Below are 26,604 nucleotides of genomic sequence, written 5' to 3'. Positions count from 1 at the left end.
GTCCCCACGGCGTGTAAGCGTGTGGCAGGCTGCCGACCATGTCAATGCCACAAGCAGCGGCCGAGACGCATCCGGCAGCCGTCGGCGCGGAGGACGACGGACCCGGACCGATCGGTCGCTGGATCGCCGCCGACCGCGTCCGCGCGGTCGCGATCGCCCTCATCGTCGTGTCCGTCGCGTCGCGCGCCGGGCTGGCCGCCCGTGGCTGGTTCTCGCAGGACGAGTTCGTCATCGCCGCGCAGGTGCTCGACACCCGCCTGGACCCGGACTACCTGCTGGGCACGTTCAACAACCACCTCATGCCGGCCGGGCTGGCGGTCGCGTGGCTGATGGTCCGGGCGGCCGGTTTCGCCGGCTGGCCGTGGATCCTGCTGCTGGCGGCCGGGCAGGCGGCGGTGGGGATCGCCCTCTACCGGCTGCTGCGTGACCTGCTGCGGCCCGGTTGGGGGCTGCTGGTCCCGCTGAGCCTGTTCCTGTTCAGCCCGCTGACGCTCGAGGTGTCGTCGCTGTGGCTGGTCGGGCTGCTCGTGCTGCCGCCGCAGCTCGCCCTGGTCCTCGCGGTGGCGGCCCAGGTCCGCTACGTGCGTACCGGCCGTAGGCGGCACCTCGTGCTGGTGGCGTTCTGGGTGGTGTTCGGCCTGCTCTTCGACACCAAGGCGCTGCTGATCGTGCCGCTGCTGTTCCTGCTGACCGCGTTCCTGTTCACCAAGGGCCGCGCGTGGCGCAGCCTGGTGAGCACTGTCGTGCGGTTCTGGCCGGCGTGGCTGATGCTCACCGTGCTGTCCGGGGCGTACCTGGCGTACTACCTGACCCGCCCGGCCCGTGGGCTGGACGAGCCCACCTCGGTCGGGCAGGTCTTCTCCTTCCTCGGCGACCTGATCGGCGACACGGTGGTGCCGGGCCTGCTCGGCGGGCCGTGGCGCTGGACGTACGCCGGTGACGGGCCGCCGCTGTCCGACCCGTACGACATCGCGAAGTGGCTGTCGTGGGCGGTGCTCGCGGCGCTGATCGTGGTCACCGTGCGGCGGCGGCCGACCGCCGGGCGGGCCTGGCTGCTGCTCGCCTGCTACCTCGGCCTGGTCGCGGCGCTGTTCGCGGTGACCCGGCTCGGCGGACCGTTGGGACCGCTGGTCGGCGTCGTCCCCCGGTACGTCGCGGACGTGGTGCTGGTGGCCGCGATCTGCGTCGGGGTGGCGCTGCTCGGGATGAAGGACAGCGACGAGGACGACGTCTCCGCGTGGCCGCTGCCGACCGTGCTGCGGGAGCCGGGCGCCTTCGCGGTCGGCCTGGTCTCGATGGTCGTGCTGCTGGCCACCATCGGCGTGGGCACGCTGTGGAGCACCGCGCGGTTCGGCGACAACTGGAGCACCAAGCACGGGCGGGACTACCTGGCCACGACGCAGGCCGAGCTGGCCGCCGCGCCGCCGGGCACCGTCTTCTTCGACACGACCGTCCCGGACCGGGTCGTGGCCGGATACTTCTGGCCGGACAACCTCCAGTCCCACTTCTTCCGTCCGGCCCAGCGTCGGCCGACGTTCGTGACGATGAGCGAGAAGCCGTCGACGTTCGACGAGAACGGCCGGATCCGGCCGGTCGTGGTCGAGGGGCGCAAGGTCGCGCCCGGCACCGTGGAGGGCTGCGGGCACCTGGCCGAGGGCGGCCGGACCGCCCGGATCCCGATGGACGGCTACCTGGTGGAGTGGCCGTACGTGGTGCACTTCGGCTACGTCGGCTCCGGTGACTCGACGGCGGTGTTCAAGCTCGGCGACGCCACCCGCGAGATCACGCTGAAGGAAGGGCTGAACGACGTGTTCTTCATGCTCGAGGGCGCCGGCTCCGCCGTCGAGCTGACCGTGAACACGCCGGGCGTCCGGCTGTGCACCAACCTGATCACCATCGGCCGGGCGGTGCCGAAGCCGTAATGACCGGACGTCCCGCCGAGGCCGGCGGCCCCGCGCTCCGGCGGTGGCGGGAGACGCTGCCGCTGTACCTCGTGGCGGTCGTCGTCACCGCGTTGATCCTGGCGCCGCTCGTGGCGCCGGGCTACGCGCTGCGGTACGACATGGTGTTCGTCCCCCGGCAGCCGCTGAGCTGGGATCTGGTGGCCCCGGCGCAGAGCCTGCCCCGGGCGGTGCCGATGGACGCGCTGGTCTCGCTGGTGACCCAGCTCGTGCCGGGCTGGGTGGTGCAGCGGGTGGCGCTGGCCGGTGCGGTCCTGTTCGCCGCAGTGGGCGCCGGACGGCTGGTGCCGACGCAGCGGCGTGCGGTGCAACTCGTGGCCGCCGTGGCGTACGCGTGGACGCCGTACCTGGCTGAGCGGCTGCTGATCGGGCAGTGGGGGCTGCTGCTGGCGTACGCCGCACTGCCGTGGCTGGTGCGGGCGGCGCTGGACCTGCGGGCGGGCCGTGACGGCGCGCTCGCCCGGGTGGTGCTGCTCGCCGCGCCCGCCGCGATCACCCCGACCGGTGGCCTGATCGCGCTGGCGACGGTGCTGGTGCTGGCGGCGGACCGGGCCCGGCTCCGCCCGTCGGCGGTCGCGGTGGGCGGTGTCGCGCTGCTGAACGCCCCGTGGATCGTGGCGGCCCTGGTCACCGGCGCGGGTGGCACGTCCGACCCGGCGGGTGTGGCGGCGTTCTCGGCGCGCGCCGAGAACTGGGCCGGCCCGCTGGTGGCGCTCGCGGGCACCGGCGGCATCTGGAACGTGCAGGCGACCCCGTCCAGCCGGTCCGCCACGCTGGCCCCGCTGGCGACTGTGGTGCTCGTGGTCCTGGCGGTGGCCGGCGCGGGCCTGCTGCGGCGCCGGCTGCCGGCGGGCGCGGCGGTACGGCTGGGCGTGCTGGCCGGCGGCGGGTACCTGCTGGCCGCCCTCGCCGTGCTGCCCGGCGGGAACGCGGCGCTGAGCTGGGCGGTGGCGCACGTGCCGGGCGCGGGACTGCTCCGCGACGGGCAGAAGTTCCTCGCGCCGTACGCCCTCGTGCTGGTGGTGTGCGCGGCGCTGGGCGCCGAGCGGCTGGTGGCCCGGATCGACCGGGAGGTCGGCGGGATCGTGCTGGCCGGGCTGCTGCTCCTGCCGGTGGCCGCGATGCCGGACCTGGCGTTCGGCGGCGCCGGCCGGATCAGCCCGGTGCGCTACCCGGCGGACTGGCGGGCGGTCGCCGAGCGCCTGCCCGACGACCCGGGGGAGGTCCTCGCCCTGCCGCTGACCACCTACCGGGCCTATCCGTGGAACCCGGGGCGGGTGGTGCTCGACCCGGCGCCCCGCTATCTGCCGGGAACCGTGCTCACCGACGACACGCTGGTGGTCGACGACGTCGCGGTGGCCGGGGAGAATCCGCGCCTGCGCGAGGTGCGCCGGGCGCTCGCCGAGGGGCGGCCCGTCTCGGCCACCGGGGTGGGCTGGGTGGTGGTGCAGCACGGTACGCCGAGCACAGTGGACCCGGCCGTTCTGACCGGTCTCGACCTCCGGTACGAGGGGGAGTCGCTGAGCCTCTACCGGAACCCGGCCGCCTCGGGTTCGCCGCCGCGGACCGGAGCGAGCCGCTGGCTGGTCGTGCTGGCGTGCGGAACTGCCGTTCTGGCGGTCATGGCTGCCGCCTTTTCGACCCTACGCCGGCGAGCTACTGCGTGGTAACGTCCGCTCGCACGTCTCACCATCGGAGGAATGGCATGCGTAGAGCTTTGACCCTTGTCGTGTCCGGCCTGGTGGCGGCGTTGCTCGGGGTCCTGGCCCTCGGCGGGCTCTCGGCCGCCGCGACCGCCACGGCCGAGGAGGCCGCGACCGAGGCGCGCAACGCCACGGAGGCGGCCAAGCGGGCCGGGAAGCAGGACCCGTACGCCCCCGAGGTCTACGGCAACAGGTAGGACGGGTCGCCCCGCCGCTGGACCGGGCGGGGCGAGTCCGCAGTCTCCAGCAGGGTCGCGAAGCGTTCCCCCGCCACCGGCCAGGTGAAGTTCGCCGCGTGCCGCCGGGCCTGGGCGCCCATCTCCTGACGCATCTCGTCGTCGTGCAGCAGCGCGCGCACCTTCGCCAGGTAGTCGTCGATGTCGTCGGCCAGCAGGCCGGTACGCCCGTCCACCACCGCCTCCGCGACGCCGCCCGCCTCCCGGAACGCCACTGTCGGCGTACCCGCCGCGCCGGCCTCCACGATCGTCAGCCCCCAGCCCTCCTTGAGTGACGGCGTCAGGGCGACCCAGGCCGAGGCGAGCAGCGCGGCCTTCTCCTCCTCTGTCACGAAGCCCCGGAAGTCCACCCGGTCGGCGATGTCCAGCTCGTCGGCGACCTCACGCAGGTGCGATTCCCACCAGCCCTGACCGGCGACCACCAGCCGGAGCTGGGGCAGCTCGTCGGCGAGCGCCGCGACCGCACGCAGCGCCACCTCCACCCGCTTGTGCGGCACCAGCCGGTTCAGCGTCACGAGCAGGGGGAACGGGGCGCGCTCGGCGTCGGTGCGGGGCAGCTCCGGCGTGCCGTTGTAGACCACCGACACCTGCTCCGGTGGTACGCCGAGGGTGGCGAGTTCGCGCCGGGTCGCCTCGGACACGGTGACGTACCGGCAGCGCCGGTAGACGCGTACCGCAAGCGACGACTCGACCCACCAGCCGAACCGGGCGGCCCACTGCGGCAGGACCACCGGCCACTGCTCGCGGTGCACGTGGTGGATCAGCTTGACCACCGGGCGCCGGGCCCAGAGCGGGGAGAGGAACGGCAGGCCGTTGCAGACGTCGACGAGGATGTCCGGCCGGCCGCCCCGGCGTGCGGCGAGCGGGCCGAGGCCGAACGCCCCGGCCAGGTAGCAGAGCGCGGCCCACACGTAGACGGTGTGCCGGCCACCGCGCCGGACGAACCGGATGCCCTCGTCGTTCACCTCGTCGGCGGGAGCCTCGCGGTGCGCGGCGCAGAACAGGGTGGCGCGGAATCCGCGCGCCACCAGCTCGGCGGCGATCCGTTCCACGTACACCTCGGAACCGCCGCCCTCGGGGTTGCGAGTGTCTCGCCAGTTGAGGAACAGCACGTGTCCGGGCATGCCGAAGCGACGCTCCACGCGAACCCTACTCTCAAGTAATTTAGCGGTGCGCGTCACATTAAGGGCTGGGACTTGCGCCCGGCAATGCCCCGAGTGGCGGCGTTGAGCCGCCGGGCGTCGCGGTATGACGATCGGTGTTCGGTCGGTGACCGTCAGGCGGGCGCCGCGACGTCCGGCGTGGTGGCGGCCGGTGTCCCCGGCGCCGGTCCGCGTCCGGTCGGCCGGCGGCGGCGTTGCGTGCCGAGCATCTGAAGCGGGCGCTCGACGCCGTAGTAGCTGGCCGCCGCGTACATCAGCCCGAAGATCATGGTCAGGGCGAAGACGTCGACGAAATCGCCGGTGAACAGCGGCCGGTCCTCGAGCAGGTAGATCAGCTCGATGACCAGCGGGTGCCACAGGAACAGGCCGTAGGAGACGTGGCCCATCCAGCGTGCCCAACCGCTGCTGAAGGCCTCCTTGGCCCGGGTCTGCCCGCCGAACGCCACCGGGATCGTGATCAGGACGGCGATCAGGAGGTAGAGAGCCAGCTTGGTGCCGAACTCGGTGGCGGTCGGGCTGGTCAGGTCGCGCGGGCCGGCGATCGGCGTCGTCGCGATCGCCATCACCGCGACCGCTGCCGCCCAGCAGGCGAGCGGTGCCGAGGCGAGGTCGTCGAGCACGCGGAAGGCGGCCGGCGCGGTGCCGGTACGCAGAGCCACGTGCGCCGCGGCCAGCGCCATGCCGCCGCCGAACCAGGCGCCGTACGACGGGAACCACATCGTGTGCAGCGCGCCGTCGAGCCAGCCGGCGCCCATCATGGCGACCCACGCGAGGGTCAGCAGCGCCCCGGAGGAGGCGAGCAGCACGGTGCGGACGGGACGCCACGTCCGGCCCACGGCGAGCACGGCGAGCAGCGGCAGGAGCAGGTAGAAGACGACCTCGGTGGCGAGGCTCCAGGTCTGGCTGAGCCCGTGCCCGAGCTGGCCGGCTTCGTAGATCTGGGTGAGCGTGAGGTGGCGCAGCCAGTCACCGGCCGACACCGGGTGGTTGCCGGGCAGGACGACGAAACAGACCACCACCGCCAGCCAGTACGCGGGCAGGATTCGCAGCGCCCGGCGCCAGAAGTACCGCTCGGTGCGGGGCCGCGGCCGTCCGGTGGCGACGCTGAGCGCCCACGGGCGGAACAGCAGGAAGCCGGAGAGCACGAAGAAGATCGCCACGCCCACGTCCAGGCGCGCCAACCAGCCGCCCCACGTGGTGTTCATGGTGACGGCGGTCTGGAAGCCGACGTGGTGACCGACGACCGCCACCGCGCCGATCGCTCGCAGCGCGTCGAGGGCGGGAAGACGGCCCGTTACCGGTGGCTCCGGGATTGTTGGCGTGGTGGCTGTGGACATCTGGACATCCAGGGGGTCGCTTTTGCAGGTGACTGGGGAGTAACCTCCCGCCAATGCTAAGGATCGGGTGCCCCGGACGACAGACCGCAGGGCGGCAGGTTACAGGAGGATGAGTGAAGCTTCGCGTGGGCGCCGCGCTCTTCGGGCTAGGTGTCTTGTTGCTGGTCTTCGCGGCCGGGCTGCCGTTCTACGTGGCCCCCGCCGTGACCAAGCTGCCCTATGACCTGGAACCAACGACGTCCGTCGCGGAGGCGAAGGGCGCGAAGTTCCTACAGATCAAGTCCGAAGCCGGCGCGGTGAGCATCGAGGTGCCGCAGGCCGATCTCGTATCGAGCATCGAGGTCATCCCGCAGCCGGAGGACACCAAGGACCGCGTGCCCAAGGAGCTGAAGGGCGACGCGGTCATCTGGAACGTCTTCCAGACGGTCAAGCGCAGCGACAACCAGGATGTGATCAGCCAGTACAGCACCGAGCTGGCGCTCTACCGGATCTCCGGCGCGGCGGCGCCGTGGGACGAGCAGTGGCTCAACGAGTCCGGCGCGGAGCAGACCCCGGTCGGCAACGTGCGTTACTCGGGCCAGATCTACAAGTTCCCGTTCGGCACCGGCAAGCGTGACTACCAGGTGTTCGACCGCGACCTGAAGAAGACGTTCCCGGCGCGGTTCACCGGCACCGAGAAGATCAAGGGCGTCGAGACGTACCGCTTCGAGCAGCGGATCGAGAACGAGCCGCTGAACACCCCGGCGGACAGCGTCAAGACGCTGCTGGGCAAGTTCGCCCCCACCGCGACCAGCGGCCAGGTCGTCTACAGCAACACCCGTACGCTCTGGGTCGACCCGGTGACCGGCGCCTACATCAAGGTGCGCGAGCAGCAGTACAAGGAGCTGCGTCCGGACACCGGCGCCCCGACCGTGCTGCTGGACGCGGACTTCAACTACAACGACGACACGATCAGCCGCAGCGTCGAGACGGTGAAGGACAACCGTTTCAAGATCGGCATGATCAGTGTCTGGGGCCCGATCATCGCCGGCGTGCTCGGCCTGATCGCCCTGATCGCGGGCGTGTGGCTGGTGACCCGGCCCAAGGGCGACGGCAACGCCCGGCACCGCGCGGACGCGCCGACCTCCGACCCGACGCCCACCCGCGTCGACCAGGAGCCCGTGGGTGGCCCGCTCGACGACGAGATCCCGCCGGCGTCGACGAACTGGCGGTCCGACGACCCGTCGGTGCCGGCCCAGCGTTCGGGCGCCGGTGAGGTGGAGCGCCGCTGACCGGTGAGCCGGAAGCACGACGGAGGGGTGGACCGCATCGCGGCCCACCCCTCCGTCGTGAAGATCTCCCATGCGGGCGAACCTACTTTACATTCGTTACTCGATTGTAACGGCGAGATATCCGGTGACTTTCCGTCGCGCTCACCGTCATCTATGCCCGGTTTGCCGCGACATTTCGCCCCTTAGGCAGCCCTTGGCCTGGCATTTCGTGACGCGTGGTCACCTCCCCGTCTCACCCCGGTGTTACCGCCGGGTAATCGGGGGGTTGTGAGCTGCACCGCATCGGGTGCACGATCAGGCTCGATCGTTACCCGTCGGTAACAGAGGACGGGCCCGGCGCGGGCCGCCGGTTCCCCACCGGCCGCCGCGCACATTCGTTCGAGGAGGAACCCGTGCAGAATCGGCTCGACAACCAGGGTCGTACCCGGTGGCGGCGGTTCGCCGCCATGATCGTGCCCACCACGGCCGCCGCCGGTGCCATCCTGTTCGGCATGTCGACCGGCGCCATCGCCTCCGACATCACCGTGTCCGGGCAGACGTTCAAGATCGGCGCCGACCGCCTGGAGGGTGAGGGCTTCAAGCAGTACGGCGGCATCGTCCGCGAGAAGGGCGAGGACGGGAAGGCCGGCGCGACCCGCCCGGTCGCGATGGCCGAGATCAGCAGCGCGGAGCTGTACAAGCTCTGCCAGTCCGTCCGCGCCGACCTGCCCGGCCTGCCGGTGGTGCTCACCATCAACGCCGGTGAGGGCAAGGAGCCCGCCCGGGCCAAGGACCTCGTGATCGCGATGGACTCGCTCGAGGGCAACGCGACCTTCACCAACATCAAGATCGGACGCGACGCCAGCGACCTCAACCCGACGGCGCAGCGCGGCTCGTTCGGCCAGAACTCCGACCGGGTGACCATCCGTGACCTGAAGCAGGTGTCCCGCTACACCACCTCCTCGACGTTCAACCTGGTCGGGCTGCGGCTCAAGGTCAACGTGGGCGACGACGCCAAGGGCAAGGAGTGCTTCTGAGCTGAGCACGGCCCGCGGTGGCCGACCACCGCGGGCCCGCCCGACCGTCCCCGTCCCCGCTCCGCCAGGAGGAGTACGTGACAACCGTCGACCCGTCCCACGCCCGGCCCGGCACCGCGGCCCGGGCATGGCGGACCTTCCGCCGCTGGCAGCGGAGCCGGCCGTTCTGGGGTGGCCTGTTGATCATCCTGGCCGGGGTGGAGATGCTCGCCTCCACCCGGTTGACCCTCAACGGCCTGAGCTTCAGCAGCGGCGCCACCGGCCTGCTCTCGCTGCTGATCCCGGGCATCCTGGTGACCTGCGGGGTGCTGCTCTGGCTCAGCCCGCCGCAGCGGCTGTTCTACTCCATCGTCGCGGCGATCACCGCCGTCTACTCCCTGATCGGGCTCAACCTCGGCGGCTTCTTCCTCGGCCTGCTGCTCGGCATCGTGGGCAGCGCGCTCGCGTTCGCCTGGGTGCCGACCCCTCCGGCTGGTCCCGCCGGTCCGGCCGCCGACGAACCCGACACCGAGGCGGACGCCGAACCCGGCACCGCCGCGGACGCCGAGGCCGACACCGTCGTGGACGCGCAGCCCGTGGACACGCAGCCCGCGGACGAGCGACCGACCGTCGAGGTGCCGGCCGGCGTACGGCCGGCCGTCGAGCAGCCGACTGCCGAGCGGCCGGGCGGGGAGCGGCCGGTCCCTCGGCAGTCGGTGAACGGGCAGGCGGCCGGATCCGACGGCGGGCCGCCGGAGTGGGCGGGCCGTTCGGCGGACCCGCGCGCCTTCGGCATCGTCCTCGTGGTGCTCGGCCTCGCCACCGCCGGCCTCGCCGTGCAGCCGCGCGCGGTGCAGGCCGCCCCGAGCAAGCCCGCCGCCACTGCCTGCCCGTCGAAGCCCGCCACGCCGGCGCCCGGCGCGAGCGCGCCCACGGCGACGCCCACCCCGTCGCCGAGCGCGAGCCCGACGCGGGCGGGCAACATCATCACCGACTTCTTCGAGGGGATCGGTGACCTGTTCAAGGGCAGCAGCAAGAAGAGCGAGACGCCCTCGCCCACGCCGACCGCGAGCGGATCGGCGGCCCCGACGAGCAAGCCGACGGCCCGTCCCGGGTCGACCGAGTGCCCGGCGCCGGACAAGCCGGGCAAGGTGGACCCGGCGAAGCCCGGCAAGGTGGAACCGGGCAAGCCCCTGCCGCGTATCGCCGCGGACCCGGGCCTGCCGAAGGTGGGCCGGACGCCGTCGAAGCTGACCGGCTCCAAGGTGGCCATGACCGGGCTGCGGTTCGAGGGGATCACCGACCTGCAGACCGAGCAGGGTGCGCTCAAGGTGCTGAAGTTCAGCATGAAGGAGGCGGTGACCGACGACTTCCTGCTGGTCGCCGACGGTCCACTCGGTCGCACCCAGCGGTACGTGACCCCTCAGCTCGTCGTCCGCGACGACGTCGCGTTCTACTGCACCCGGTTCGTCGGCAAGCTCGCCGGCATCAAGCTGACGCTGACCCCGGACCTGCCGTTCCCGGACGGGCTGCCGGTCACGCTGCCCTTCAAGGTGACGTTCACCGACCCGGTCATCGACCTGGCGTACGTCACCAGCAACACGTTGACCGGCGAGCCGCTGCGGTTGACCCTCGGCGCGTAGGGCGACGGGTGCCGGCGGACGCACCGCCGGCACCCGGACCACGGCTCAGAGCCGGGCCAGCGCCTTGCGCAGCGGGTCCAGCCCCAGCGAGCCCAGGTCGAGCGCCTGGCGGTGGAACTCCTTGAGGTCGAAGTCGGCTCCCTTGCGGGCCTTCGCGTCCTCCCGGGCCTGCAACCAGATCCGCTCGCCCACCTTGTACGAGGGGGCCTGCCCGGGCCAGCCCAGGTAGCGGTTCAGCTCGAAGCGCAGGTTCTCGTCCGGCACGCGGCAGTGCGCCCGCATGAACTCCCAGCCCAGCTCCGGCGTCCACCGCTCGCCCGGGTGGAAGCCGAACGGGTTGTCCTTCGGGATCTCCAGCTCCAGGTGCATGCCGATGTCCACGATGACCCGGGCCGCGCGCAGCGCCTGCCCGTCGAGCATGCCGAGCCGGTCACCCGGGTCGTCGAGGTAGCCCAGCTCGTCCATCAGCCGCTCGGAGTAGAGCGCCCAGCCCTCGCCGTGCCCGGAGACCCAGCACAGCAGCCGCTGCCAGCGGTTGAGCAGGTCGGCTCGGACGGCGGTCTGGGCGACCTGGAGGTGGTGACCCGGCACGCCTTCGTGGTAGACGGTGGTCACCTCGCGCCAGGTGGAGAAGTCGGTGATGCCCTGCGGCACCGCCCACCACATCCGTCCCGGCCGGGAGAAGTCCTCGCTCGGGCCGGTGTAGTAGATGGCGCCGTCGCTCGTCGGCGCGAGGCAGCACTCGATCCGGCGTACCTGCTCCGGGATGTCGAAGTGGGTGCCGTTCAGCTCGGTGATCGCCCTGTCGGCGAGCGCCTGCATCCAGTCCCGGAACGCCTCCTTGCCGCGTACCGTCCGCGCCGGGTCGGCGTCGAGCGCGCGTACCGCGTCGTCGACCGAGGCGCCGCGCCCGGCGATCCGCGCGGCCACCGCGCGCATCTCGGCCTCCAGCCGGGCCAGCTCGGCGAAACCCCAGGCGTACGTCTCGTCCAGATCGACAGTCGCGCCGAGGAAGTACTGCGAGGCCAGCTCGTAGCGCTCCCGCCCGGCGGCCTGCTTCTCCCGGCCCACCGGCGCCAGCTCGGTGCGCAGGAACTGCCCGAACTCGGCGGTGGCGGCGGTCGCGGCGGCGGCGCCCTTGCGCAGCTCCGCGCCGAGCGCGCCGTCGGCGTCGATCCGCTCGACCAGCCCGTGGAAGAAGTTGTCGCCCTCCGGGTCGACCCAGACGTCGCACTGCTTGGCGACCTCGACGAGCTGCACCCGCGAGCTGACCCGTCCCGCGGCGGCGGCCTCGCGCAGCGTCCGCTTGTAGCCGTCCAGCGCGGACGCGAAACGGTTGAGCCGCGCGGCCACGTTCGCCCGGGCTTCCTCGCCGTCGGTCGGCATGAGGTCGAAGACCATCCGGATCTCGTGCAGTCCGCTCGCAATCACGTTGACCTCGCTGCCGGTCTCGCCCGCGTCGTAGCGGGCCAGCTCCAGGCCGAGGCGCTCCTGCATGGCCTCCTGGGCGGTCCGCTCCGCCTCGGTCTCCGGCTCGGTCACGTCGAGTTCGCCGAGCGTGCGGCGGGCCAGGTCGGCGCGGGCGGCGTAACCCTCGGGCGACAGGTCGTCGAGCTGGTCGTCGTAGCCGGCGATGCCGACGTAGGTGGCGCCGGTCGGGCTCAGCGGCGCCCACTCGGCCACGTACCGGTTGGCGAGGTCATCGATTCGTCCCACGAGGCGACCCTACGTGACCCCGCATCCGGAATACCGCGCGACTTCGTCGTACCTCTGCGGCAGAGTGTCATGGGTGACCGTCGAGATCACTCCTGACCGGGCCCCGGTGCGCAGCTGGCTGCCCGGGTTCGTCGCACTCGCCGCCATCTGGGGTTCCAGCTTCCTGTTCATCAAGGTGGGCGTGGCCGAGCTGCACCCCGTGCACCTCACCCTCTACCGGGTGGCCACCGGCGCGCTGACGCTGCTCGTGGTGCTCGCGGTGCTGCGCGACCGGCTGCCCCGCGAGCCCCGGGTCTGGGCGCACATGCTCGTGGTGGCCGCGTTCGGCGTGGCGGTGCCGTTCACGCTGTTCGGCTACGGCGAGCAGCGGGTCGAGTCGATGCTCGCCGGCATCTGGAACGCCACCACGCCACTGATCGTGCTGCCGCTGGCGGTGCTGGTGTTCCGCACCGAGCGGCTGACCGCCCGGCGGGCGGTCGGGCTGGGGCTGGGCTTCGTCGGCGTCCTGGTGGTGCTCGGCGTCTGGGAGGGCGTGGGCGGTGCCCACTTCGTCGGCCAGCTCATGTGCTTCGGCGCGGCGGCCTGCTACGGGCTGGCGATCCCGTACCAGAAGAAGTTCGTCGCGGGCAGCGCGTACTCCGGCCTTTCGCTGTCGGCGGCCCAGCTGCTGGTGGCGACCGCGCAGCTCGCGCTGGTCGCGCCGTTCGTCGGCACGCCGCCGTCACCGCTCGACCTCTCCCCGCGCGTGGCGGCGAGCGTGCTGGCGCTCGGCGCGCTCGGCACCGGGCTCGCCTTCGTCATCAACATGCGCAACATCCGGCTGGCCGGGGCCAGCACGGCGTCCACAGTGACCTACCTGATCCCGGTGTTCGCGGTGCTCGTCGGGGCGGTGGTGCTGGGCGAGCGGATGAACTGGCACCAACCGGTCGGCGCGTTCGTGGTGCTCGTCGGCGTCGCGGTCGCCCAGGGCCTGTTCGGGCGGCGCCGCCCGCGCCCGGACGCGGTGACACCCACCACCCGTCCGGCCGAAGCGGCCACCAGGGGCTGACCGTCAGCCGCGGCCGGCCGTCCACTTCACCAGACGGTCGGCCGTCCAGGTGTTCACCACCCGCTTCGCCGGTACGCCGCACAGCGCGGCCCGCTCGCAGCCGAAGCGCTGCCAGTCGAGCTGGCCAGGCGCGTGCGCGTCGGTGTCGATCGCGAACCGGCACCCGGCCTCCAGCGCGAGGCGGATCAGACGCTTCGGCGGGTCCTGCCGCTCCGGCCGGGAGTTGATCTCGACGGCCACGTCGTGCTCGGCGCAGGCGGCGAAGACGGCGTCCGCGTCGAACTCGCTCTCCTTGCGGGTACGCGCCCGGTGCCCCTTGTCGCCGGGCCCGGTCACCCCGGCGGGCCGGGAGGAGACCATCCGGCCGGTGCAGTGGCCGAGGATGTCCAGGTGCGGGTTCGCGATCGCGGTCAGCATCCGGCGGGTCATCTTCGCCCGGTCGTCATTCAGGCCGCTGTGCACCGAGCCGACCACCACGTCCAGGCGGGCCAGCAGGTCCTCGTCCTGGTCGAGTGAGCCGTCGGCGAGGATGTCCACCTCGATGCCGGTGAGGATCCGGAAGCCCTTCGGCAGCGCCTCGTTGACGGCGGCGACATGGTCGAGCTGCTTGCGCAGCCGCGCCGCGGTCAGGCCGCGGGCCACAGTCAGCCGGGGCGAGTGGTCGGTGAGCACGAGGTATTCGTGACCCAGCTCGACCGCGGCCAGCGCCATCTCCTCGATCGGTGAGCCACCGTCGGACCAGTCCGAGTGGGTGTGGCAGTCGCCGCGCAGCGCGTCCCGCAGCTTCGCCGCCGCCTCGTCCAGGTCGGTGCCCTCCGTCGCCAGCAACCGGCGCAGGTAGACCGGTTCCTCGCCGGCCAGCGACTCGGCCACGCAGCGGGCGGTGACGTCACCGACGCCGGACAGCTCGGTCAGCTTGCCGGTGCGGGCCCGCTCGGTCACCTCGGCGGCGGGCAGCGCGCCCAGCGTCTTCGCCGCCGACCGGAACGCCCGGACCCGGTACGTGGCCTCGTTGGCCCGTTCCAGCAGGAACGCGATCCGGCGCAGGTCGGCGATGGGATCCCGGGCAGTCATGTCCTGGAACCTACGCGCATTCGTCGCCCGCCGGGTGACCCCGCACCGCGAGCCGGTCAGCCGCCGCGCGCCTACCGGCCGGGCGCGGCCGGACAGCCGTGCTTGCGCTGCCAGGCGGTGACCTCGGTGACCGGGGAGCGGTTGCCGCCCTTGCGCCACGAGTTGAGGTACGGCGCCGGCCAGACCACTCCCCGGCGGATCCACCAGTCGTCAGCGCCCGTGCACTTCGGGGAGAGCCCGAAGTGCAGGTGGCAGACGTTGTTGGCGTTGCCGGTGCGGCCCACCTTCCCGAGCTGCTGCCCGGCGCGTACGCGTACCCCGGCGTCGACCCCGGCGGCGATCGCGCTCAGGTGCGAGCCGTAGTAGCGCACCCCGTCGTCGCCGAGCAGCGAGACCGAGAGCCCGCCGTTGTTCGGGCCCAGCGGCCCGCGCTTGTCGAACCTGTCGACGCGGCTCACCTCCAGCACCACGCCGTCGGTGACCGCCACCACCGGTTCCCCGCAGTCGGCGAACACGTCGGTGCCCGGGTAGCCGCCGTGCGTCGGGTGGTAGTCGACGTTGCCGGCCCGCACCGGGAAGACCCGCTTCAGGTCCGTGCGGGCCGGCGACGGCGCGGCGGACGAGGAGGCGGCTGGTGGCGGGGCCGGGTCGGCGGGCTGCGCGGCCGTCGTCATCGGGCTCGGCTCCTGCCACCTGTCGGCGCGCCCGGTGGTGGCGCCGCACCCGGCGGCGGCGAGCGCCGCGACGAGCAGCAGGACCGGGTACGCCGGCCGCGTCCGGCGTCCGATCGATGGCGAGCGCATCCGGTCATCCTGACAGACCACTACCGTAGGGACGAATGCCGAGCACGGGACGGGTGATCCGGGAAGGGGCGGCGGTGACGCACGGATGGCACGGCGGACCCGAGGGGACCGGTCCGGGGGCGTTCCCGCCACCGCGTACACCCTCCGGGCTGTTCCCGTCGAGCACGTCGATGCGGCCCAGCTATCGCGAGCCGTACCCGATCACCGGCGCCGGCGTCGCAGCCGGCGCGCTCGTCGCGTTCGCCTGGTTGCTGTTGTTCGGGCTGCTCGGCGGCGGCGTGGCCGGATACGCCTGGTGGACGCTGCTGGCCGGCGGCCTGGCGTGGATGGCCGCCGCGGTGCTGGTCCGTCACGGCGACCGGGGGGTGGCGACGGGCGTCGCGATCGTCACCGCCGGTGGTTGGAGCATCGCCGCCGCGATCGTCGCGATGCGCTGGGCGCAGACCGGGGACTGGCCGCTCTGGTGACCTTCGGTGCCGGTTTCGCTGCGTAGCGAAGGCCACCTTGACGTACGCCTGAGGACGGTCCACGCTCGCGGTATGGCCTGGACCACACCGCCGCGGCTCGACCCCGAGCGGAGCCGCCGTCGCCTGCAACTCCTCGCCGAGTTGGCCGGTGCCCGTGCGGTACAGCAGCGGCAACGGCCGCAGCGGGCCCGCACCGAGCGACTGCGCCAACTCATCGCCACCCGCCGGCGCGTCGTCGGCTGACCGGCTTTCTCTTCAGGAACGGCCGGCCCATACGGGGCGTTGACCGCTCGCCCGCCGACCCGACCGGTTAACGTGCATCGCGTGACGTGTCGGCGTGCTGCCGAGGCTGATTTGGGGGGACCGTGTCGTACTTCGCTGCTGCCGTGGCGCGCGTCGACGGCGGCTGGACCGCCGGTGAGGTGAGCCTGCGCGGTGTCACCGACATCGAGGAGGTGGCCGACCGGCTGCGCGACGTCGAGCCGGACGCCGACCTCTCGCTGCTGTTCGTCGAGGCCGACGACACGTACCTGGTCATCCTGCGCCTGGACGAGGGGGAGGACCTGCGGGTCTTCGGCTCGGACTCGGCGTACGCAGAGGAGTCCCGGCTGGGCGCGCTGCTCGTCGGCGACCTGAAGACCTCGGTGACCGGGCTGGAGGACGTCGACGAACCGCGCACCTCCACCGGCGACGACGACACCGAGCAGCCCGCCGTGGACCCGGAGGCCGACCCGGTCGGCGACGCGGATCTCCTCGCCGATCTGGGCATCCCGGCGCAGAAGCTGCTGGCGCTCTGCGCGCACGAGGGCTCCATGCCGGCCGACGTGACAGCCGAGATCTGCCAGGTGCTCGGCTGCGTGGACGAGGTCGAGGAGCTGCGTGAGGTCTGAGCCCGGGGAGTCAGTGACGCCCGGCGCCGCCGAACCGGCAGACGCGACCGACCCGTCGCTGGAGACCGTACGCCCGGGGCAGCCCACCCGCGGCCGGGCCGCGCGCGTCGGTCCCGGCGCCGACGAGGCGCTCGCCGACCCGGGCGCTGTGGGCCGCCGGCAGCGGCACGAGCTGTGGATGCGCCGGGCCCTCGAGGTCGCGGTGACCGGCCCGGACGGTGCGACCCCAGATGCCGACGACGTGCCGGTCGGCGCGGTGCTCTACGGCCCCGACGGCACCGAACTGGCGATCGGGCGCAACGAGCGGGAGCTGACCGGCGACCCGACCGCACACGCCGAGGTGCTGGCGCTGCGGCGGGCCGCGCAGCGGCTCGGCCGGTGGCGGCTGGACGACTGCACGCTCGTCGTGACGCTCGAACCGTGCACCATGTGCGCCGGGGCGATCGCCCTGGCCCGCGTCTCGACAGTGGTGTTCGGCGCGTGGGAACCCAAGACCGGCGCCGTCGGGTCACTCTGGGACGTGCTGCGCGACCGCCGCGTCACGCACCGCCCCGAGGTGTACGGAGGCGTGCTGGAACGCGAGAGCGCGGCGGTGCTGCGCGCCTTCTTCCGCTGAGGGGTTCTGGTTTTGTCTCAGGCGCCGGCCGGTGCGGGGCGCAGCAGCGTCGCGGCGATCGCGCGGCCGACCTCGGTCCAGGCGGTCGGACGCAGCGTGGCCGGGTCGAGCCGGACGATCGACCGGGTGCCGGTGGCGTGCACGCTGGCGCCGTCGGTCGAGCGGAACTCGAAGGCGTAACGGGCGCTGCTGGTGCCGAAGTGCTCCAGCCAGAAGTGCACGGCCACCGTGCCGACGCCGACGACCGGCGCCTGGTAGGTGATGGTGAACTCGCGGACCGCGTGGAACACGTCGGGTGCGGCGTGCACGTCGCCGCGGAAGGCGACGCCGCGCTCGGCCCAGTAGGGCGTCAAAGCGCGTTCCAGCAGCACGGCGTACCGGGCGTTGTGCAGGATGCCCATCGCGTCCAGGTCGTCGAAGTGCACAGGCACGTGCTCGACGTGCCCGAACTCCGCGACCGGCCGGTCGGTGGTGGCGTGGCTCATGACTGGCCTTCCGGTAGCAGGGCCGGATCCGGGCAGAGCGCCCGCAGCCGGTTCAGCAGGCCCTGGCGGGCGTGCCGGTAGGAGGCGTCCGGGTCGAGCAGACGGGACCGCATCACCGCGCTGATCCCCAGCGCGTCGATCTCGTACGCGAGCAGCGACACGTCCAGGTCGGCGGGGAGTTCGCCGAGGTCGACCGCCTCCTGGACGAGGCGCTCCAGCAGTGCGGTCCAGCGGGACAACGCGTCGGCGAGCCGGTCCCGGACCGGGCCGGGACGGGCGTTGTACTCGAACTCGGTGTTGGCGAAGAAGCAGCCGCCGGGCAGTACCCGGGCGGCGTAGAAGTCGATCCGGGCCTCGTGCAGCGCGCGCAGCCGGCGTACGCCCCGGGGTGCGTGCAGGGCGGGAGCGACGATCATCTCCTGCCACTGCGCCACCGCGCGGTCGACGGTGGCGAGTTGCAGTGCCTCCTTGGAGCGCCAGTGCGCGAAGAGGCCGGACTTGCTCACCTCCAGCCGATCGGCGAGCTGGGCCAGGGACAGACCGTGCAGGCCGACCTCGGTCGCCAGCGCCACTGCGGTGTCCAGCACCGCGGTGCGGGTGCGGTCGCCACGGGCGACGCGGCCGTCGGAGGTCATGCGCTCAGCCTAGGGGAAACAAGCACGACCGGTCGTATTTATTTTTGTGACGCCGGTAACGCGGACCGCCCCGCCACCGAGCGGTGACGGGGCGGTCCAGGTCGGTCGGGGTCAGGCGATGATGGTGTCCAGCGCGATCTCGACCATCTGGCCGAACGTCTGCTCGCGCTCCTGCGACGTGGTCTTCTCGCCGGTCTTGATGTGGTCGCTGACGGTCAGGATGGTCAGCGCACGGGCCTTGAAACGCGCCGCGATCGTGTACAGCGCCGCCGACTCCATCTCCACCGCCAGCACGCCGTAGTCGGCGAGCCGGTCGTACAGGTCAGGCCGGTCCGTGTAGAAGGCGTCCGCCGCCAGGATCGGCCCAACCCGCATGCTGATGCCGCGCCGCTCGGCCACCTCGACCGAGGTACGCAGCAGGCCGAAGTCGGCCACCGGGGCGTAGTCGATCAGCCCGTCGAAGCGCATCCGGTTCATGTTCGAGTCGGTGGACGACCCGATCGCCGCCACCACGTCCCGCAGCTGCAGATCCTCGGTCAGGGCGCCGCAGGAGCCCACTCGGATCAGCGACTTCACGCCGTACTCGTTGACCAGCTCGTGGGCGTAGATCGAGGCGGACGGCATGCCCATGCCGGAGCCCTGGACGGACACGTCGACACCGTTCCACTTCCCGGTGAAGCCCAGCATGCCGCGCACCGTCGTGTAGCAGCGGGCCCCCTCCAGGTAGGTCTCCGCGATCCACTTGGCCCGCAGCGGGTCGCCCGGCATCAGGACCCGCTCGGCGATCTCTCCCGGCTCAGCGCCGATGTGCGTACTCATGGCAAAGATCCTGCCAGGCCGGGCCGAGGGATACCGGTTCGGCGTCCAAGCCGGCGGTCCTGTACCCTCGTCGGCGGTGGCGTGTCCGAGTGGCCTAAGGAGCACGCCTCGAAAGCGTGTGAGGGTTTACGCCCTCCGCGGGTTCAAATCCCGCCGCCACCGCCTTTGAAGAGGCGCAGCGCCCGGCAGTCCAGGAGGACTGATCCGGGCGCTTCGTCGTTTCCGGCTTTCTCGAGTCGCCGTCCGACTGATGCCGCTTGGTAGGCGGCGAGGCACCGGTTCGGTGACGCTCGTCAGTCACTTCGCCGCCGGGTGGTTGCCTCCTTGGCCAGCTCGTCGATGATCCATCGCAACGCCGAGACGGCCGCGGAGTACCGCAGGTAGCGAGGGTTCTGGTTCGACTTGGGCTCGCACTGCAGCCGCATTCGCCGAAGATCCTCAATCATCTGCTGGAGTCGCTCCTCCGGAGTCATGGCCGAAAGCCTGCCCGTTCGGCGTCGGGGAGGCAATGGTGGCAGCTCCGGGTAGACGCCGGATCCAGCGGGCACGAAAGCGCGATCTGGGGGCGACCTGTGGGCGGTCGGAATGAGTCGGCAATCTGCTACGCCTCTTCCTGAAAGGGGGGTTGCAGACATCGACGGAACTCCGCAGTGAACGGTACCCTTCGATGGGCTGTCTCAGAGATGGACGGAGGGCAGATGTCCCAGACCATCACTGTTGAGTTGATCAAAGCTGTGCCCGCGATTCTCTGGGTTGCCTTCGCCGCGCTGGTCTACCTTTCTCTTCGGAGCGCGATCATCCCGCAGATTAGCCGCCTTCACAGCGTGAAGACGCCAATGATCGAGCTCGGCTTCGCCGAGCAGTTACTGGTCGAAGCGGCGGCCCGGTCCGAGGCAAGCGCGCCACCTTCCGTCAGTGAGCAGCGCGCAGCCGTCTCACGGCTGCAACACGCGGCCGAAATCCTGCGAGGTGGCCGAATTCTCTGGGTTGATGACAACCCCGAATGGAACCTGCCTCTGATACAGCTTTTTCGGCGACTGGGCATGACCGTAGACACGTCGCGCTCCACGGACGAGGCGATCGCCAACCTTCGGAGCCGCCGCTACGACTTGATCCTCAGCGATATGCGGAGGGATACCGAACATCCGGCGCAGAGCGCGGGCATCACTCTGCTCGACGCCCTTGAGCGTCAGGGAGACCGAAGCCCTGTGATCATCGCCGCATCGAACTTCGATCCGCAGATCGGCGTTCATCCTGGAATCTTCGCCTACACCAACGCCGTCGACGACATCGTCCATTACGTCATCGACATCATGGAGCGCGTCAAGTTCGGCACCGCTTTCTGACTCGTAGTCCAGTGGCCCGGCTTGCAGTGCTTAGGCCGCCAGCCTGATTTGTCGCTCGTCATCTCTAGGACCGGTAGACGGTCAGCAGGGGCCGTAGCCCTCGTCGAAGAGGCGGCGGGCCCAGTCCGCGTACCCGGCGATGATCTCGCGGACGGTGACCCCGTCGTGCAGGAACAGGTACGCGCGGTCGCCGTCGCGGGCGAGCAGCCCGGCGAAGCGGTGACTGCCGGGCGGTGCCGGCAGGTCGACGGCGCCGGGGTACGCGGCGCGGACCTCGCCGACTGGCGCGCCGGCGCTGATGCCTTCGGGCGTGCTCATCGGGTCGTCGAGCCAGAGCAGGACGAGCCGGTCGTCGACGAAGATCGGGCTGACCGAACCGTGCCCGACCAGCGCGGGTCCGCATGCCTCCTCGTCGGCGCGCAGTACGCCGCGCCGGGTCAGGTCCGCCTCGGTGTCGCCGAACTCCGCGTTGCGCAGGCCCTCCAGGCTGACCACCTGAGCGGCGCCGACCGGGCGGGTGGGCCACTGTGGATGAACGCCGCTGCCGGCTGCGGACGCGGCAGCGAGCAGTGCGGCAATAAAGCCGAATTGTCGTAGTTTCATGCAATCCCCCAGTCACCAACGGGACCGGGGCGATGAGGTTGCTGTTGTTTGTCGGATTGGCGTAGTTCCCACTCCTCGGCCAGCTCGTCCCAGTAGTCGGCGGACAGGCCGCGCCGGCCGTGCATCAGCCAGCCGTCCGTGTCGCGCTCCAGGTGCAGGCCCAGCTCGGCGAACGGGTCGATCCACGCGCCCGGCTCCGCGCCCAGGCGGGCGAGCGCCGTGTTGATCGGCCACTCGGTACGCGGCCGGTCCAGCGCGGCGTCGTACCGCGGGCCCCAGCTCACCTCGCCGCCGAGCCACACCACCGCCGACTGGTGGCCCAGGCCGCCCGCGAACTCCGCCTCCAGGTACGCCACCGGGCCGCTCCTCGACCAGCGCGCCAGCACCTCCGCGAGCGGCGGCGAGAGCACCAGCCGGAACGGGCGCTCGGCGTGCGGCTCGTCGGTGGCGTAGTCCGGCAGGCCGCCGGTCAGTTCCTGCACGAGCTGCGGGGTGACAGGCAGCAGCGCGAAGTCCTGGCGGAGCGCGGCGAGCACCGCGTGGTCCAGGTCGGCGGTCTGCTCGCGAAGCAGCTCGACGTCGGCGACCACGGCGCTGAGCTGGTAACTCATCCGGTCCTCTCGGCGTCCACAGGCTGTGGATGGAACATGTGTACGACGGATTATGGGCCTCTCGGCGCGCTCGACGAGTGACGCGACCGATGCCCAACGTACGGGCGGAGCAGCGCTCGCGCATCATCGCGCCCGATACTCGCACTGCACGGTTGTCGGATCGGGGTGGCGGCGTTCGTAGCCGGGGTGACGGCGGCCCGGCCGACAGCCGACGAGAGCGAAAGAGGAACCGATGGCGCAGTACCTGATCTCCGTACTCGACGACAAGACCGGCTCGGCCACCGACGCGGAGATGGCCGCGATCGGTGAGTTCAACGAGCAGTTGCGAGCCGACGGCCACTGGGTCTTCGCCGGTGGGCTCGCGGCGCCGGAGACGGCCACCGTCGTGGACGCGCGGGGCGGGAGTCCGCTGCTCACCGACGGGCCCTACGTGGAGACGAAGGAGTACGTCGGCGGGTTCTGGATCATCGAGGCACCGGACTTCGATGTGGCGCTGCCGCTCGCCGCGCTGGCCTCGGAGCGGTGCAACAGGCGGGTAGAGCTGCGGCCGTTCCTGAGCGCGTGACAGACGTCGGCGAAGCGCTCACCCGGGTCCACCGCGAGGAGTGGGCCCGGGTCGTCGCCACGCTCGCCCGGCGCATCGGCGATCTCGACGTGGCCGAGGAGATGACCGCCGAGGCGTTCGCCGCCGCAGTCGAACGGTGGTCGGCCGACGGCGTACCGCCGAACCCCGGCGCGTGGCTCACCACCACCGCGTACCGGCGGGCCGTCGACCGGATCCGGCGCGAGAGCCGGCGGGACGACAAGCACCGGGAGGCGCTGATGCTGGCCGACGTCCCGGAACCGCTCGGTGTCATCGACGACGACCGGCTCCGCCTGATCTTCACCTGCTGCCACCCGGCGCTGGCCATCGAGGCGCGGGTGGCGCTGACGCTGCGCCTGGTCGGCGGGCTCACCGTGCCGGAGATCGCCCGGGCGTACCTGGTCCAGGAAGCCGCCATGAGCAGGCGGATCACCCGGGCCAAGACGAAGATCAAGGCGGCCGGGATCCCGTATCGAGTGCCGTCCCGCGAGGACCTGCCGGCCCGGGTCAGCGGTGTGCTCGCCGTCCTGTACCTGATCTTCAACGAGGGCTACCTCGCCTCCGACCCGGGCAAGGAGGCGGTGCGCGCCGACCTGACCGCCGAGGCGATCCGGCTCACCCGCCTGGTCCGTACGCTGCTGCCCGACGACCACGAGGCCACCGGACTCCTGGCGCTGATGCTGCTCAGCGAGGCCCGCCGCCCCGCCCGGGTCTCCGCGACGGGCGAACTCGTCGTCCTCGCCGAGCAGGACCGCAGCGCCTGGGACCACGAACTCATCGCCGAGGGCCACGCTCTGGTCCGCGCGTGCATCGCCGCCGGCCGCCCGCCGGGCCGCTACCAGATCCTCGCCGCGATAAACGCCGTACACACCGACGCCCGCGACGCGCGGGACACCGACTGGGCGCAGATCGCCGCGCTCTACGACCATCTGGTACGCGTCGACCCGTCGCCGATCGTGCGGCTCAACCGGGCCGTGGCGATCGCCGAACTGGACGGGCCGCAGGTCGCGCTGGCGGAGGTGGACGGGTTGCCGCTGGAGGGTTATCACGCGTACCACGCGACGCGCGCCGAGCTGTTGCGCCGGATGGGGCGAGGCGGAGAGGCGCGGGAGGCGTACGACCGGGCGATCAAGCTGGCGGGGAACAGCGCGGAGACGGCGTACCTGACGCGGCGACGGGACCAGTTGGGCGGCCGGTGAGTCTCGCCGCACGGTACGACTCAGGGCCGGTCCCGTGCGGGAGCCGACCCTGTCGTCTGCGAGCGGAGGATACGAGATTCGAACTCGTGAGGGTGTGAACCCAACACGCTTTCCAAGCGTGCGCCCTAGGCCTCTAGGCGAATCCTCCGCGAGCCAGGATACAGGTCTCCCGACGGCGGGCCACCCCACCCTCCCGGAAGATCCACAACCCTTCGGGTAGGCTTGGCGTCACCTCCCGTGCGGCGGTATCTCGTGAACCTCCCCAGGGCCGGAAGGCAGCAAGGATAAGCGAGCTCTGCCGGGTGCACGGGAGGCCTTTCTGTCTCCCGGGCCGGGTAACGTCGCTGCGGGTCGGGTCACGGGGTGGTGGGTGGTCACCCGGGGCCGACCGGCGCAGAATGGCTCTCCTCGAGAGGAGGCGGGACGGGTGGCACTGGCCCTTTACCGCAAGTACCGGCCGCGGACGTTCGCCGAGATGATCGGCCAGGAGCAGGTCACCGAGCCGCTGTCGCAGGCGCTGCGCAGCGGGCGGCTCAACCACGCCTACCTCTTCTCCGGTCCGCGGGGCTGCGGCAAGACCTCCAGCGCCCGGATCCTGGCCCGCTCCCTCAACTGTGAGCAGGGCCCCACCCCCGAGCCGTGCGGGCAGTGTGACTCGTGCCGCGGGCTGGCGCCCGACGGCGGCGGCTCGATCGACGTCATCGAGATCGACGCGGCCAGCCACGGTGGTGTCGACGACGCCCGTGAGCTGCGCGAGAAGGCGTTCTTCGCCCCGGCCCGCAGCCGCTTCAAGATCTACATCATCGACGAGGCGCACATGGTCTCGTCGGCCGGCTTCAACGCCCTGCTCAAGCTGGTCGAGGAGCCCCCGGAGTACGTCAAGTTCATCTTCGCCACCACCGAACCGGAGAAGGTCCTCGGCACGATCAAGTCGCGGACCCACCACTACCCGTTCCGGCTGTTCCCGCCGAAGGTGGTCCGCCCCTACCTCGAGCAGCTCTGCGAGGCGGAGGGCGTCAAGGTCGAGCCGGCGGTCTTCCCGCTGGTGGTGCGCGCCGGCGGCGGCAGCATGCGCGACAGCCTCTCCGTGCTCGACCAGCTCATCGCGGGCGCCGGCCCGGAGGGCGTCGACTACGCCCGGGCCGCCGCGCTGCTCGGGGTCACCGACGCCGCGCTGATCGACGAGATGTGCGACGCGCTCGCCGCCGGTGACGGCGCCGCCGCGTACGCCACAGTCGACCGGGTCGCCGAGGCCGGGCACGACTCGCGCCGCTTCGCCTCCGACCTGCTGGAACGCCTCCGCGACCTGATCGTCCTGCAGCAGGTGCCCGATGCCGCCGCCAGGGGCCTCATCGACGGCCCGGCCGACCAGATCGAGCGGATGGCCGCCCAGGCGCAGCGCCTCGGCCCGGCCACGCTGTCGCGCTGCGCCGACATCGTGCACAACGGCCTGGTCGAGATGCGCGGCACCACAGCGCCCCGGCTGCTGCTGGAGCTGATCTGCGCGCGCATGCTCCTGCCCGGCGCGGACGACTCCTCGGCCGGCCTGCTCCAGCGCCTGGAGCGGATGGAGCGCCGGCTGGCGCTCGGGGGCGCCGAGCTGCCGCCGGCCGCCGCCGACTCCGCGCATCCCACCCAGACCCCTGGGGTACGCCCGGCGGCTCCCGCCCCGGGCGCGGCTGCCGCCGCGGTCCACCCGGATTCCGCCGGCACGCCGGCGGCTGCCGGTGCCCCGACCGGTGCCGCCGCCGCACGTGCCGCCGCAGCCGCTGCGGCGGGTGCCCGGAGCACCACACCCGGCTCCCGTCCGGTCGGCCCCGCCACCGGCACCCGTCCGGCCCCGAACGGTGCGGGCATCGATTCCCGTCCCGCGGCCGGTGCGGTTCCCGAGTCCGGTTCGGCATCTGCCGAGTCCGGCCCGCGTTCCGCTCCGGTGGCGACCGAAGCGGCCGCGGCTGCCGGGGTCCACTCCGACACGGACGCCGGGTTCCCCGCGTCGGCCGCCGCCGAGCGAGCCGCCGCCGGGTCGGCGACGTCCGGTCCGGCCGCTGCCCGACGCCCGGTACCGCCGTCCGCGGTGATGCCCGACCCGGCCACGCCCGAGCCGCCCCGCCCGGGCGCGGCGAATCCGGGCGCGCTCGACGCCGTGGCGGTGCGCCGCGTCTGGCCCGAGGTGGTCGGCAAGGTCAACCGCAGCAACAAGCGGATCGCCGCGCTGATGCGGGACGCGGTGGTACGCGACCTGGACGGCGACACGCTGGTGCTGACCGTGAAGTCGACGGTGCTGGCGAAGATGATGGCCGACCACGCCGCAGTCCTGACCGACGCGCTCTACGAGGAGCTGGGCGGTCGGTGGCAGATCCGCTGCGAGGTGGCCGGTGAGCGCGGCGCGGCCTCGCTCGGCGGCCCGTCCCGCCCGTCCGGCGCGAGCCGCCCGCAGGCCGACGCCGCACCGGGGCGCACCCCGTCCGACAGCGCTCCGGCCCGCCCGGCGGCCGATGCCGGGTCCGGCGGGCCGGTTTCCGGGGCGGTAGGTACTGCTCACGGCCGTCCGGACGCCGACGCGGGGCGTGTCCGCCCGGACGCCGGCGCCCACTCCGGTCCGGGCCGTCCGGATTCCGCCGCCGTCGGGCACCCGGCGTCGGCGGGCGGCCCCGGACAGCCGGTGTCCGGCTCGGGCGGCACCACTGGTGGCCGAGCCACTGGCACCCCGGCCACCGGTAGCCAAGGCGCCGCAGGCCAGGCCGGAGGACCGGCGGGCCGGGCCGACGCGGGTTCGGTCGGCGCCTCGCACCGGACGGCGGCGACCGCTGCCGTTGGCCGGGCCGGCGAGGAGGACTGGCCGGAGCCGGCCCGACCCGGTGGCGCGGCCACCGCCTCGGCCACCGGTACCGCCTCGGCGGCGGGCACCGGGGATGCGGAGGACTGGCCGGCGGCTGCCCGTCCGGGCGGGGGCACGGCGACCGCCACCGCCCCCGTCGTCGTACCCAAGCCGGCTGGACCTGCGACGGCGCCTGCCGGTGGGGCGAGGCCGGCGGGGCCGAAGAACAGCGCGATCGCGGCGGCGCGGGCGGCCGCGGCGGCTGCTGCCGCGGGCGGTGGTGCCGGCAAGGGGCCGCGCGCGGCGCAGCCGGCGCGGAAGACTGCCGATGCCGAGTGGGCGGGCGAGCCGCCCTACGACCCGGACTTCGACGGCCCGGTGCGGGGCGGGGGCGCGCCCGCGGCGGCGCCCGCCTACGAGGGGTTCGATCCGGGCGACGAGCCGCTCGACGAAGTGATCGACGAGCGGACCGCCCGGCAGTCGAGCGAGGAGCAGGCGGTGCAGCTGCTGCGCGAGACGTTCGGGGCGGAGAAGATCGACGAGGTGGACGCGCGCTGAGCGCGCGCCGACCGCGATTCA

General features: G+C 72.4%; 26 protein-coding genes, 2 tRNA genes and 1 other RNA gene. 17 read left to right on the top strand and 12 right to left on the bottom strand.

The features are described from left to right. Positions 1 to 44: 44 nt before the first annotated feature. Genes O7611_RS27350 through O7611_RS27340 form a run of 3 tightly spaced genes read left to right on the top strand, consistent with a single transcriptional unit; the run spans position 45 to position 3,861 of the window. Entirely contained in the window at positions 45 to 1,922 is a 1,878-nt protein-coding gene (locus O7611_RS27350; RefSeq protein ID WP_442929399.1) for a hypothetical protein, read from the top strand. Further along, complete coding sequence (locus O7611_RS27345; RefSeq protein WP_269697802.1) at positions 1,922 to 3,631, top strand: hypothetical protein; 1,710 nt, start codon at positions 1,922 to 1,924, stop codon at positions 3,629 to 3,631. Before O7611_RS27350 ends, O7611_RS27345 begins: the two co-directional genes overlap by 1 nt. Before the next feature lie 35 nt (positions 3,632 to 3,666). Next, positions 3,667 to 3,861, top strand: coding sequence for a hypothetical protein (locus tag O7611_RS27340; RefSeq protein WP_091425994.1), 195 nt, complete (start codon positions 3,667 to 3,669; stop codon positions 3,859 to 3,861). Here O7611_RS27340 and O7611_RS27335 read toward each other — a convergent pair. Further along, positions 3,846 to 5,024, bottom strand: coding sequence for a glycosyltransferase family 4 protein (locus O7611_RS27335; RefSeq protein ID WP_194803330.1), 1,179 nt, complete (start codon positions 5,022 to 5,024; stop codon positions 3,846 to 3,848). The genes O7611_RS27340 and O7611_RS27335 overlap by 16 nt on opposite strands. A 152-nt stretch (positions 5,025 to 5,176) precedes the next feature. After that, positions 5,177 to 6,400, bottom strand: a complete 1,224-nt coding sequence (locus tag O7611_RS27330) for an acyltransferase family protein (protein WP_194803291.1) — start codon at positions 6,398 to 6,400, stop codon at positions 5,177 to 5,179. A gap of 113 nt (positions 6,401 to 6,513) precedes the next feature. Here O7611_RS27330 and O7611_RS27325 point away from each other — a divergent pair, with 113 nt between their 5' ends. The 3 genes from O7611_RS27325 to O7611_RS27315 all read left to right on the top strand — a co-directional run bounded on the left by O7611_RS27325 (position 6,514) and on the right by O7611_RS27315 (position 10,309). Further along, positions 6,514 to 7,671, top strand: a complete 1,158-nt coding sequence (locus O7611_RS27325) for a DUF3068 domain-containing protein (RefSeq protein WP_120572659.1) — start codon at positions 6,514 to 6,516, stop codon at positions 7,669 to 7,671. 392 nt (positions 7,672 to 8,063) lie between these two features. After that, entirely contained in the window at positions 8,064 to 8,687 is a 624-nt protein-coding gene (locus tag O7611_RS27320; RefSeq protein WP_194803292.1) for a DUF6230 family protein, read from the top strand. Between the two features lie 77 nt (positions 8,688 to 8,764). Next, positions 8,765 to 10,309 carry a DUF6114 domain-containing protein gene (locus O7611_RS27315; protein WP_269697801.1) on the top strand — a complete coding sequence of 515 codons (1,545 nt, stop codon included), beginning with the start codon at positions 8,765 to 8,767 and terminating at the stop codon, positions 10,307 to 10,309. Between the two features lie 45 nt (positions 10,310 to 10,354). Here the strand turns inward: O7611_RS27315 and O7611_RS27310 are convergent, their stop codons facing one another. Further along, on the bottom strand, positions 10,355 to 12,025 hold the full coding sequence (locus O7611_RS27310; protein ID WP_194803294.1) for a DUF885 domain-containing protein: 1,671 nt from the start codon (positions 12,023 to 12,025) through the stop codon (positions 10,355 to 10,357). A 73-nt stretch (positions 12,026 to 12,098) separates the two neighbouring features. On the opposite strand from O7611_RS27310, the gene O7611_RS27305 reads away from it, so the two are divergent. Continuing rightward, positions 12,099 to 13,073 carry a DMT family transporter gene (locus O7611_RS27305; RefSeq protein WP_194803295.1) on the top strand — a complete coding sequence of 325 codons (975 nt, stop codon included), beginning with the start codon at positions 12,099 to 12,101 and terminating at the stop codon, positions 13,071 to 13,073. Positions 13,074 to 13,076: 3 nt separating this feature from the next. Here O7611_RS27305 and O7611_RS27300 read toward each other — a convergent pair whose 3' ends face one another. Next, positions 13,077 to 14,147, bottom strand: coding sequence for a PHP domain-containing protein (locus tag O7611_RS27300; protein ID WP_194803296.1), 1,071 nt, complete (start codon positions 14,145 to 14,147; stop codon positions 13,077 to 13,079). 71 nt (positions 14,148 to 14,218) lie between these two features. Continuing rightward, positions 14,219 to 14,821: a M23 family metallopeptidase gene (locus O7611_RS27295; RefSeq protein ID WP_442929398.1), complete on the bottom strand. Its 603-nt coding sequence runs from the start codon at positions 14,819 to 14,821 to the stop codon at positions 14,219 to 14,221. Positions 14,822 to 14,985: 164 nt separating this feature from the next. On the opposite strand from O7611_RS27295, the gene O7611_RS27290 reads away from it, so the two are divergent. The 4 genes from O7611_RS27290 to O7611_RS27275 all read left to right on the top strand — a co-directional run bounded on the left by O7611_RS27290 (position 14,986) and on the right by O7611_RS27275 (position 16,923). Continuing rightward, positions 14,986 to 15,417 (top strand): hypothetical protein, encoded by a 432-nt coding sequence (locus O7611_RS27290; RefSeq protein WP_332367427.1) that lies wholly within the window; start codon positions 14,986 to 14,988, stop codon positions 15,415 to 15,417. A 72-nt stretch (positions 15,418 to 15,489) separates the two neighbouring features. Beyond that, complete coding sequence (locus O7611_RS27285; RefSeq protein ID WP_166457820.1) at positions 15,490 to 15,660, top strand: hypothetical protein; 171 nt, start codon at positions 15,490 to 15,492, stop codon at positions 15,658 to 15,660. A 122-nt stretch (positions 15,661 to 15,782) separates the two neighbouring features. After that, the gene (locus O7611_RS27280; protein WP_194803298.1) at positions 15,783 to 16,307 is read left to right on the top strand and encodes a tRNA adenosine deaminase-associated protein; all 525 of its coding nucleotides are present in this window, start codon (positions 15,783 to 15,785) and stop codon (positions 16,305 to 16,307) included. 148 nt (positions 16,308 to 16,455) lie between these two features. Continuing rightward, complete coding sequence (locus O7611_RS27275) at positions 16,456 to 16,923, top strand: nucleoside deaminase (RefSeq protein ID WP_332367434.1); 468 nt, start codon at positions 16,456 to 16,458, stop codon at positions 16,921 to 16,923. 17 nt (positions 16,924 to 16,940) lie between these two features. Here O7611_RS27275 and O7611_RS27270 read toward each other — a convergent pair whose 3' ends face one another. From O7611_RS27270 to deoD, 3 genes are all read right to left on the bottom strand, one after another. Continuing rightward, positions 16,941 to 17,408: an acyl-CoA thioesterase gene (locus tag O7611_RS27270; RefSeq protein ID WP_269697800.1), complete on the bottom strand. Its 468-nt coding sequence runs from the start codon at positions 17,406 to 17,408 to the stop codon at positions 16,941 to 16,943. After that, on the bottom strand, positions 17,405 to 18,043 hold the full coding sequence (locus tag O7611_RS27265; protein ID WP_269697799.1) for a TetR/AcrR family transcriptional regulator: 639 nt from the start codon (positions 18,041 to 18,043) through the stop codon (positions 17,405 to 17,407). The genes O7611_RS27270 and O7611_RS27265 overlap by 4 nt, the downstream gene beginning before the upstream one ends. Before the next feature lie 111 nt (positions 18,044 to 18,154). Next, on the bottom strand, positions 18,155 to 18,862 hold the full coding sequence (gene deoD, locus O7611_RS27260; protein WP_047891806.1) for a purine-nucleoside phosphorylase: 708 nt from the start codon (positions 18,860 to 18,862) through the stop codon (positions 18,155 to 18,157). A 75-nt stretch (positions 18,863 to 18,937) separates the two neighbouring features. On the opposite strand from deoD, the gene O7611_RS27255 reads away from it, so the two are divergent. Continuing rightward, positions 18,938 to 19,024 (top strand) — tRNA-Ser (locus tag O7611_RS27255). Positions 19,025 to 19,155: 131 nt separating this feature from the next. On the opposite strand, the gene O7611_RS27250 is transcribed toward O7611_RS27255, so the two are convergent. After that, entirely contained in the window at positions 19,156 to 19,287 is a 132-nt protein-coding gene (locus O7611_RS27250; protein ID WP_269697798.1) for a hypothetical protein, read from the bottom strand. A 273-nt stretch (positions 19,288 to 19,560) separates the two neighbouring features. Between O7611_RS27250 and O7611_RS27245 the strand changes: the two genes are divergently transcribed. Next, the gene (locus O7611_RS27245) at positions 19,561 to 20,208 is read left to right on the top strand and encodes a response regulator (RefSeq protein ID WP_194803301.1); all 648 of its coding nucleotides are present in this window, start codon (positions 19,561 to 19,563) and stop codon (positions 20,206 to 20,208) included. Positions 20,209 to 20,289: 81 nt separating this feature from the next. On the opposite strand, the gene O7611_RS27240 is transcribed toward O7611_RS27245, so the two are convergent. Together O7611_RS27240 and O7611_RS27235 are read right to left on the bottom strand one after the other, a co-directional pair. Next, positions 20,290 to 20,811 (bottom strand): hypothetical protein, encoded by a 522-nt coding sequence (locus tag O7611_RS27240; RefSeq protein WP_194803302.1) that lies wholly within the window; start codon positions 20,809 to 20,811, stop codon positions 20,290 to 20,292. Beyond that, positions 20,808 to 21,422: a hypothetical protein gene (locus O7611_RS27235; protein WP_194803303.1), complete on the bottom strand. Its 615-nt coding sequence runs from the start codon at positions 21,420 to 21,422 to the stop codon at positions 20,808 to 20,810. Before O7611_RS27235 ends, O7611_RS27240 begins: the two co-directional genes overlap by 4 nt. Before the next feature lie 232 nt (positions 21,423 to 21,654). Between O7611_RS27235 and O7611_RS27230 the strand changes: the two genes are divergently transcribed. Next, positions 21,655 to 21,987 carry a YciI family protein gene (locus O7611_RS27230; protein ID WP_194803304.1) on the top strand — a complete coding sequence of 111 codons (333 nt, stop codon included), beginning with the start codon at positions 21,655 to 21,657 and terminating at the stop codon, positions 21,985 to 21,987. Continuing rightward, the gene (locus O7611_RS27225) at positions 21,984 to 23,204 is read left to right on the top strand and encodes an RNA polymerase sigma factor (protein ID WP_194803305.1); all 1,221 of its coding nucleotides are present in this window, start codon (positions 21,984 to 21,986) and stop codon (positions 23,202 to 23,204) included. The genes O7611_RS27230 and O7611_RS27225 overlap by 4 nt, the downstream gene beginning before the upstream one ends. A 63-nt stretch (positions 23,205 to 23,267) precedes the next feature. On the opposite strand, the gene O7611_RS27220 is transcribed toward O7611_RS27225, so the two are convergent. Continuing rightward, positions 23,268 to 23,352: transfer RNA gene (locus O7611_RS27220), tRNA-Ser, on the bottom strand. 81 nt (positions 23,353 to 23,433) lie between these two features. Between O7611_RS27220 and ffs the strand changes: the two genes are divergently transcribed. Both ffs and O7611_RS27210 read left to right on the top strand, forming a co-directional pair. Next, positions 23,434 to 23,523: signal recognition particle sRNA small type (ffs, locus tag O7611_RS27215), an RNA gene on the top strand. 108 nt (positions 23,524 to 23,631) lie between these two features. Continuing rightward, positions 23,632 to 26,583, top strand: coding sequence for a DNA polymerase III subunit gamma and tau (locus O7611_RS27210; RefSeq protein WP_269697797.1), 2,952 nt, complete (start codon positions 23,632 to 23,634; stop codon positions 26,581 to 26,583). Positions 26,584 to 26,604 lie beyond the last annotated feature (21 nt).

It is taken from the genome of Micromonospora sp. WMMC273 (assembly GCF_027460285.1).
Taxonomy (GTDB): Bacteria; Actinomycetota; Actinomycetes; order Mycobacteriales; family Micromonosporaceae; genus Micromonospora; species Micromonospora aurantiaca.
The sequence above is the reverse complement of the archived record's forward strand: the minus strand, read 5'-3'. Positions and strand labels throughout refer to the sequence as shown.

Bases quoted from the DNA above. Each gene is read 5' to 3' on its own strand.
- O7611_RS27350 (WP_442929399.1), top strand. From the start codon at position 45: ATGCCACAAGCAGCGGCCGAGACGCATCCGGCAGCCGTCGGCGCGGAG.
- O7611_RS27345 (WP_269697802.1), top strand. From the start codon at position 1,922: ATGACCGGACGTCCCGCCGAGGCCGGCGGCCCCGCGCTCCGGCGGTGG.
- O7611_RS27340 (WP_091425994.1), top strand. From the start codon at position 3,667: ATGCGTAGAGCTTTGACCCTTGTCGTGTCCGGCCTGGTGGCGGCGTTG.
- O7611_RS27335 (WP_194803330.1), bottom strand. From the start codon at position 5,024: ATGCCCGGACACGTGCTGTTCCTCAACTGGCGAGACACTCGCAACCCC.
- O7611_RS27330 (WP_194803291.1), bottom strand. From the start codon at position 6,400: ATGTCCACAGCCACCACGCCAACAATCCCGGAGCCACCGGTAACGGGC.
- O7611_RS27300 (WP_194803296.1), bottom strand. From the start codon at position 14,147: ATGACTGCCCGGGATCCCATCGCCGACCTGCGCCGGATCGCGTTCCTG.
- O7611_RS27295 (WP_442929398.1), bottom strand. From the start codon at position 14,821: ATGACGACGGCCGCGCAGCCCGCCGACCCGGCCCCGCCACCAGCCGCC.
- O7611_RS27290 (WP_332367427.1), top strand. From the start codon at position 14,986: ATGCCGAGCACGGGACGGGTGATCCGGGAAGGGGCGGCGGTGACGCAC.
- O7611_RS27285 (WP_166457820.1), top strand. From the start codon at position 15,490: ATGGCCTGGACCACACCGCCGCGGCTCGACCCCGAGCGGAGCCGCCGT.
- O7611_RS27270 (WP_269697800.1), bottom strand. From the start codon at position 17,408: ATGAGCCACGCCACCACCGACCGGCCGGTCGCGGAGTTCGGGCACGTC.
- O7611_RS27265 (WP_269697799.1), bottom strand. From the start codon at position 18,043: ATGACCTCCGACGGCCGCGTCGCCCGTGGCGACCGCACCCGCACCGCG.
- deoD (WP_047891806.1), bottom strand. From the start codon at position 18,862: ATGAGTACGCACATCGGCGCTGAGCCGGGAGAGATCGCCGAGCGGGTC.
- O7611_RS27250 (WP_269697798.1), bottom strand. From the start codon at position 19,287: ATGCGGCTGCAGTGCGAGCCCAAGTCGAACCAGAACCCTCGCTACCTG.
- O7611_RS27245 (WP_194803301.1), top strand. From the start codon at position 19,561: ATGTCCCAGACCATCACTGTTGAGTTGATCAAAGCTGTGCCCGCGATT.
- O7611_RS27240 (WP_194803302.1), bottom strand. From the start codon at position 20,811: ATGAAACTACGACAATTCGGCTTTATTGCCGCACTGCTCGCTGCCGCG.
- O7611_RS27235 (WP_194803303.1), bottom strand. From the start codon at position 21,422: ATGAGTTACCAGCTCAGCGCCGTGGTCGCCGACGTCGAGCTGCTTCGC.
- O7611_RS27230 (WP_194803304.1), top strand. From the start codon at position 21,655: ATGGCGCAGTACCTGATCTCCGTACTCGACGACAAGACCGGCTCGGCC.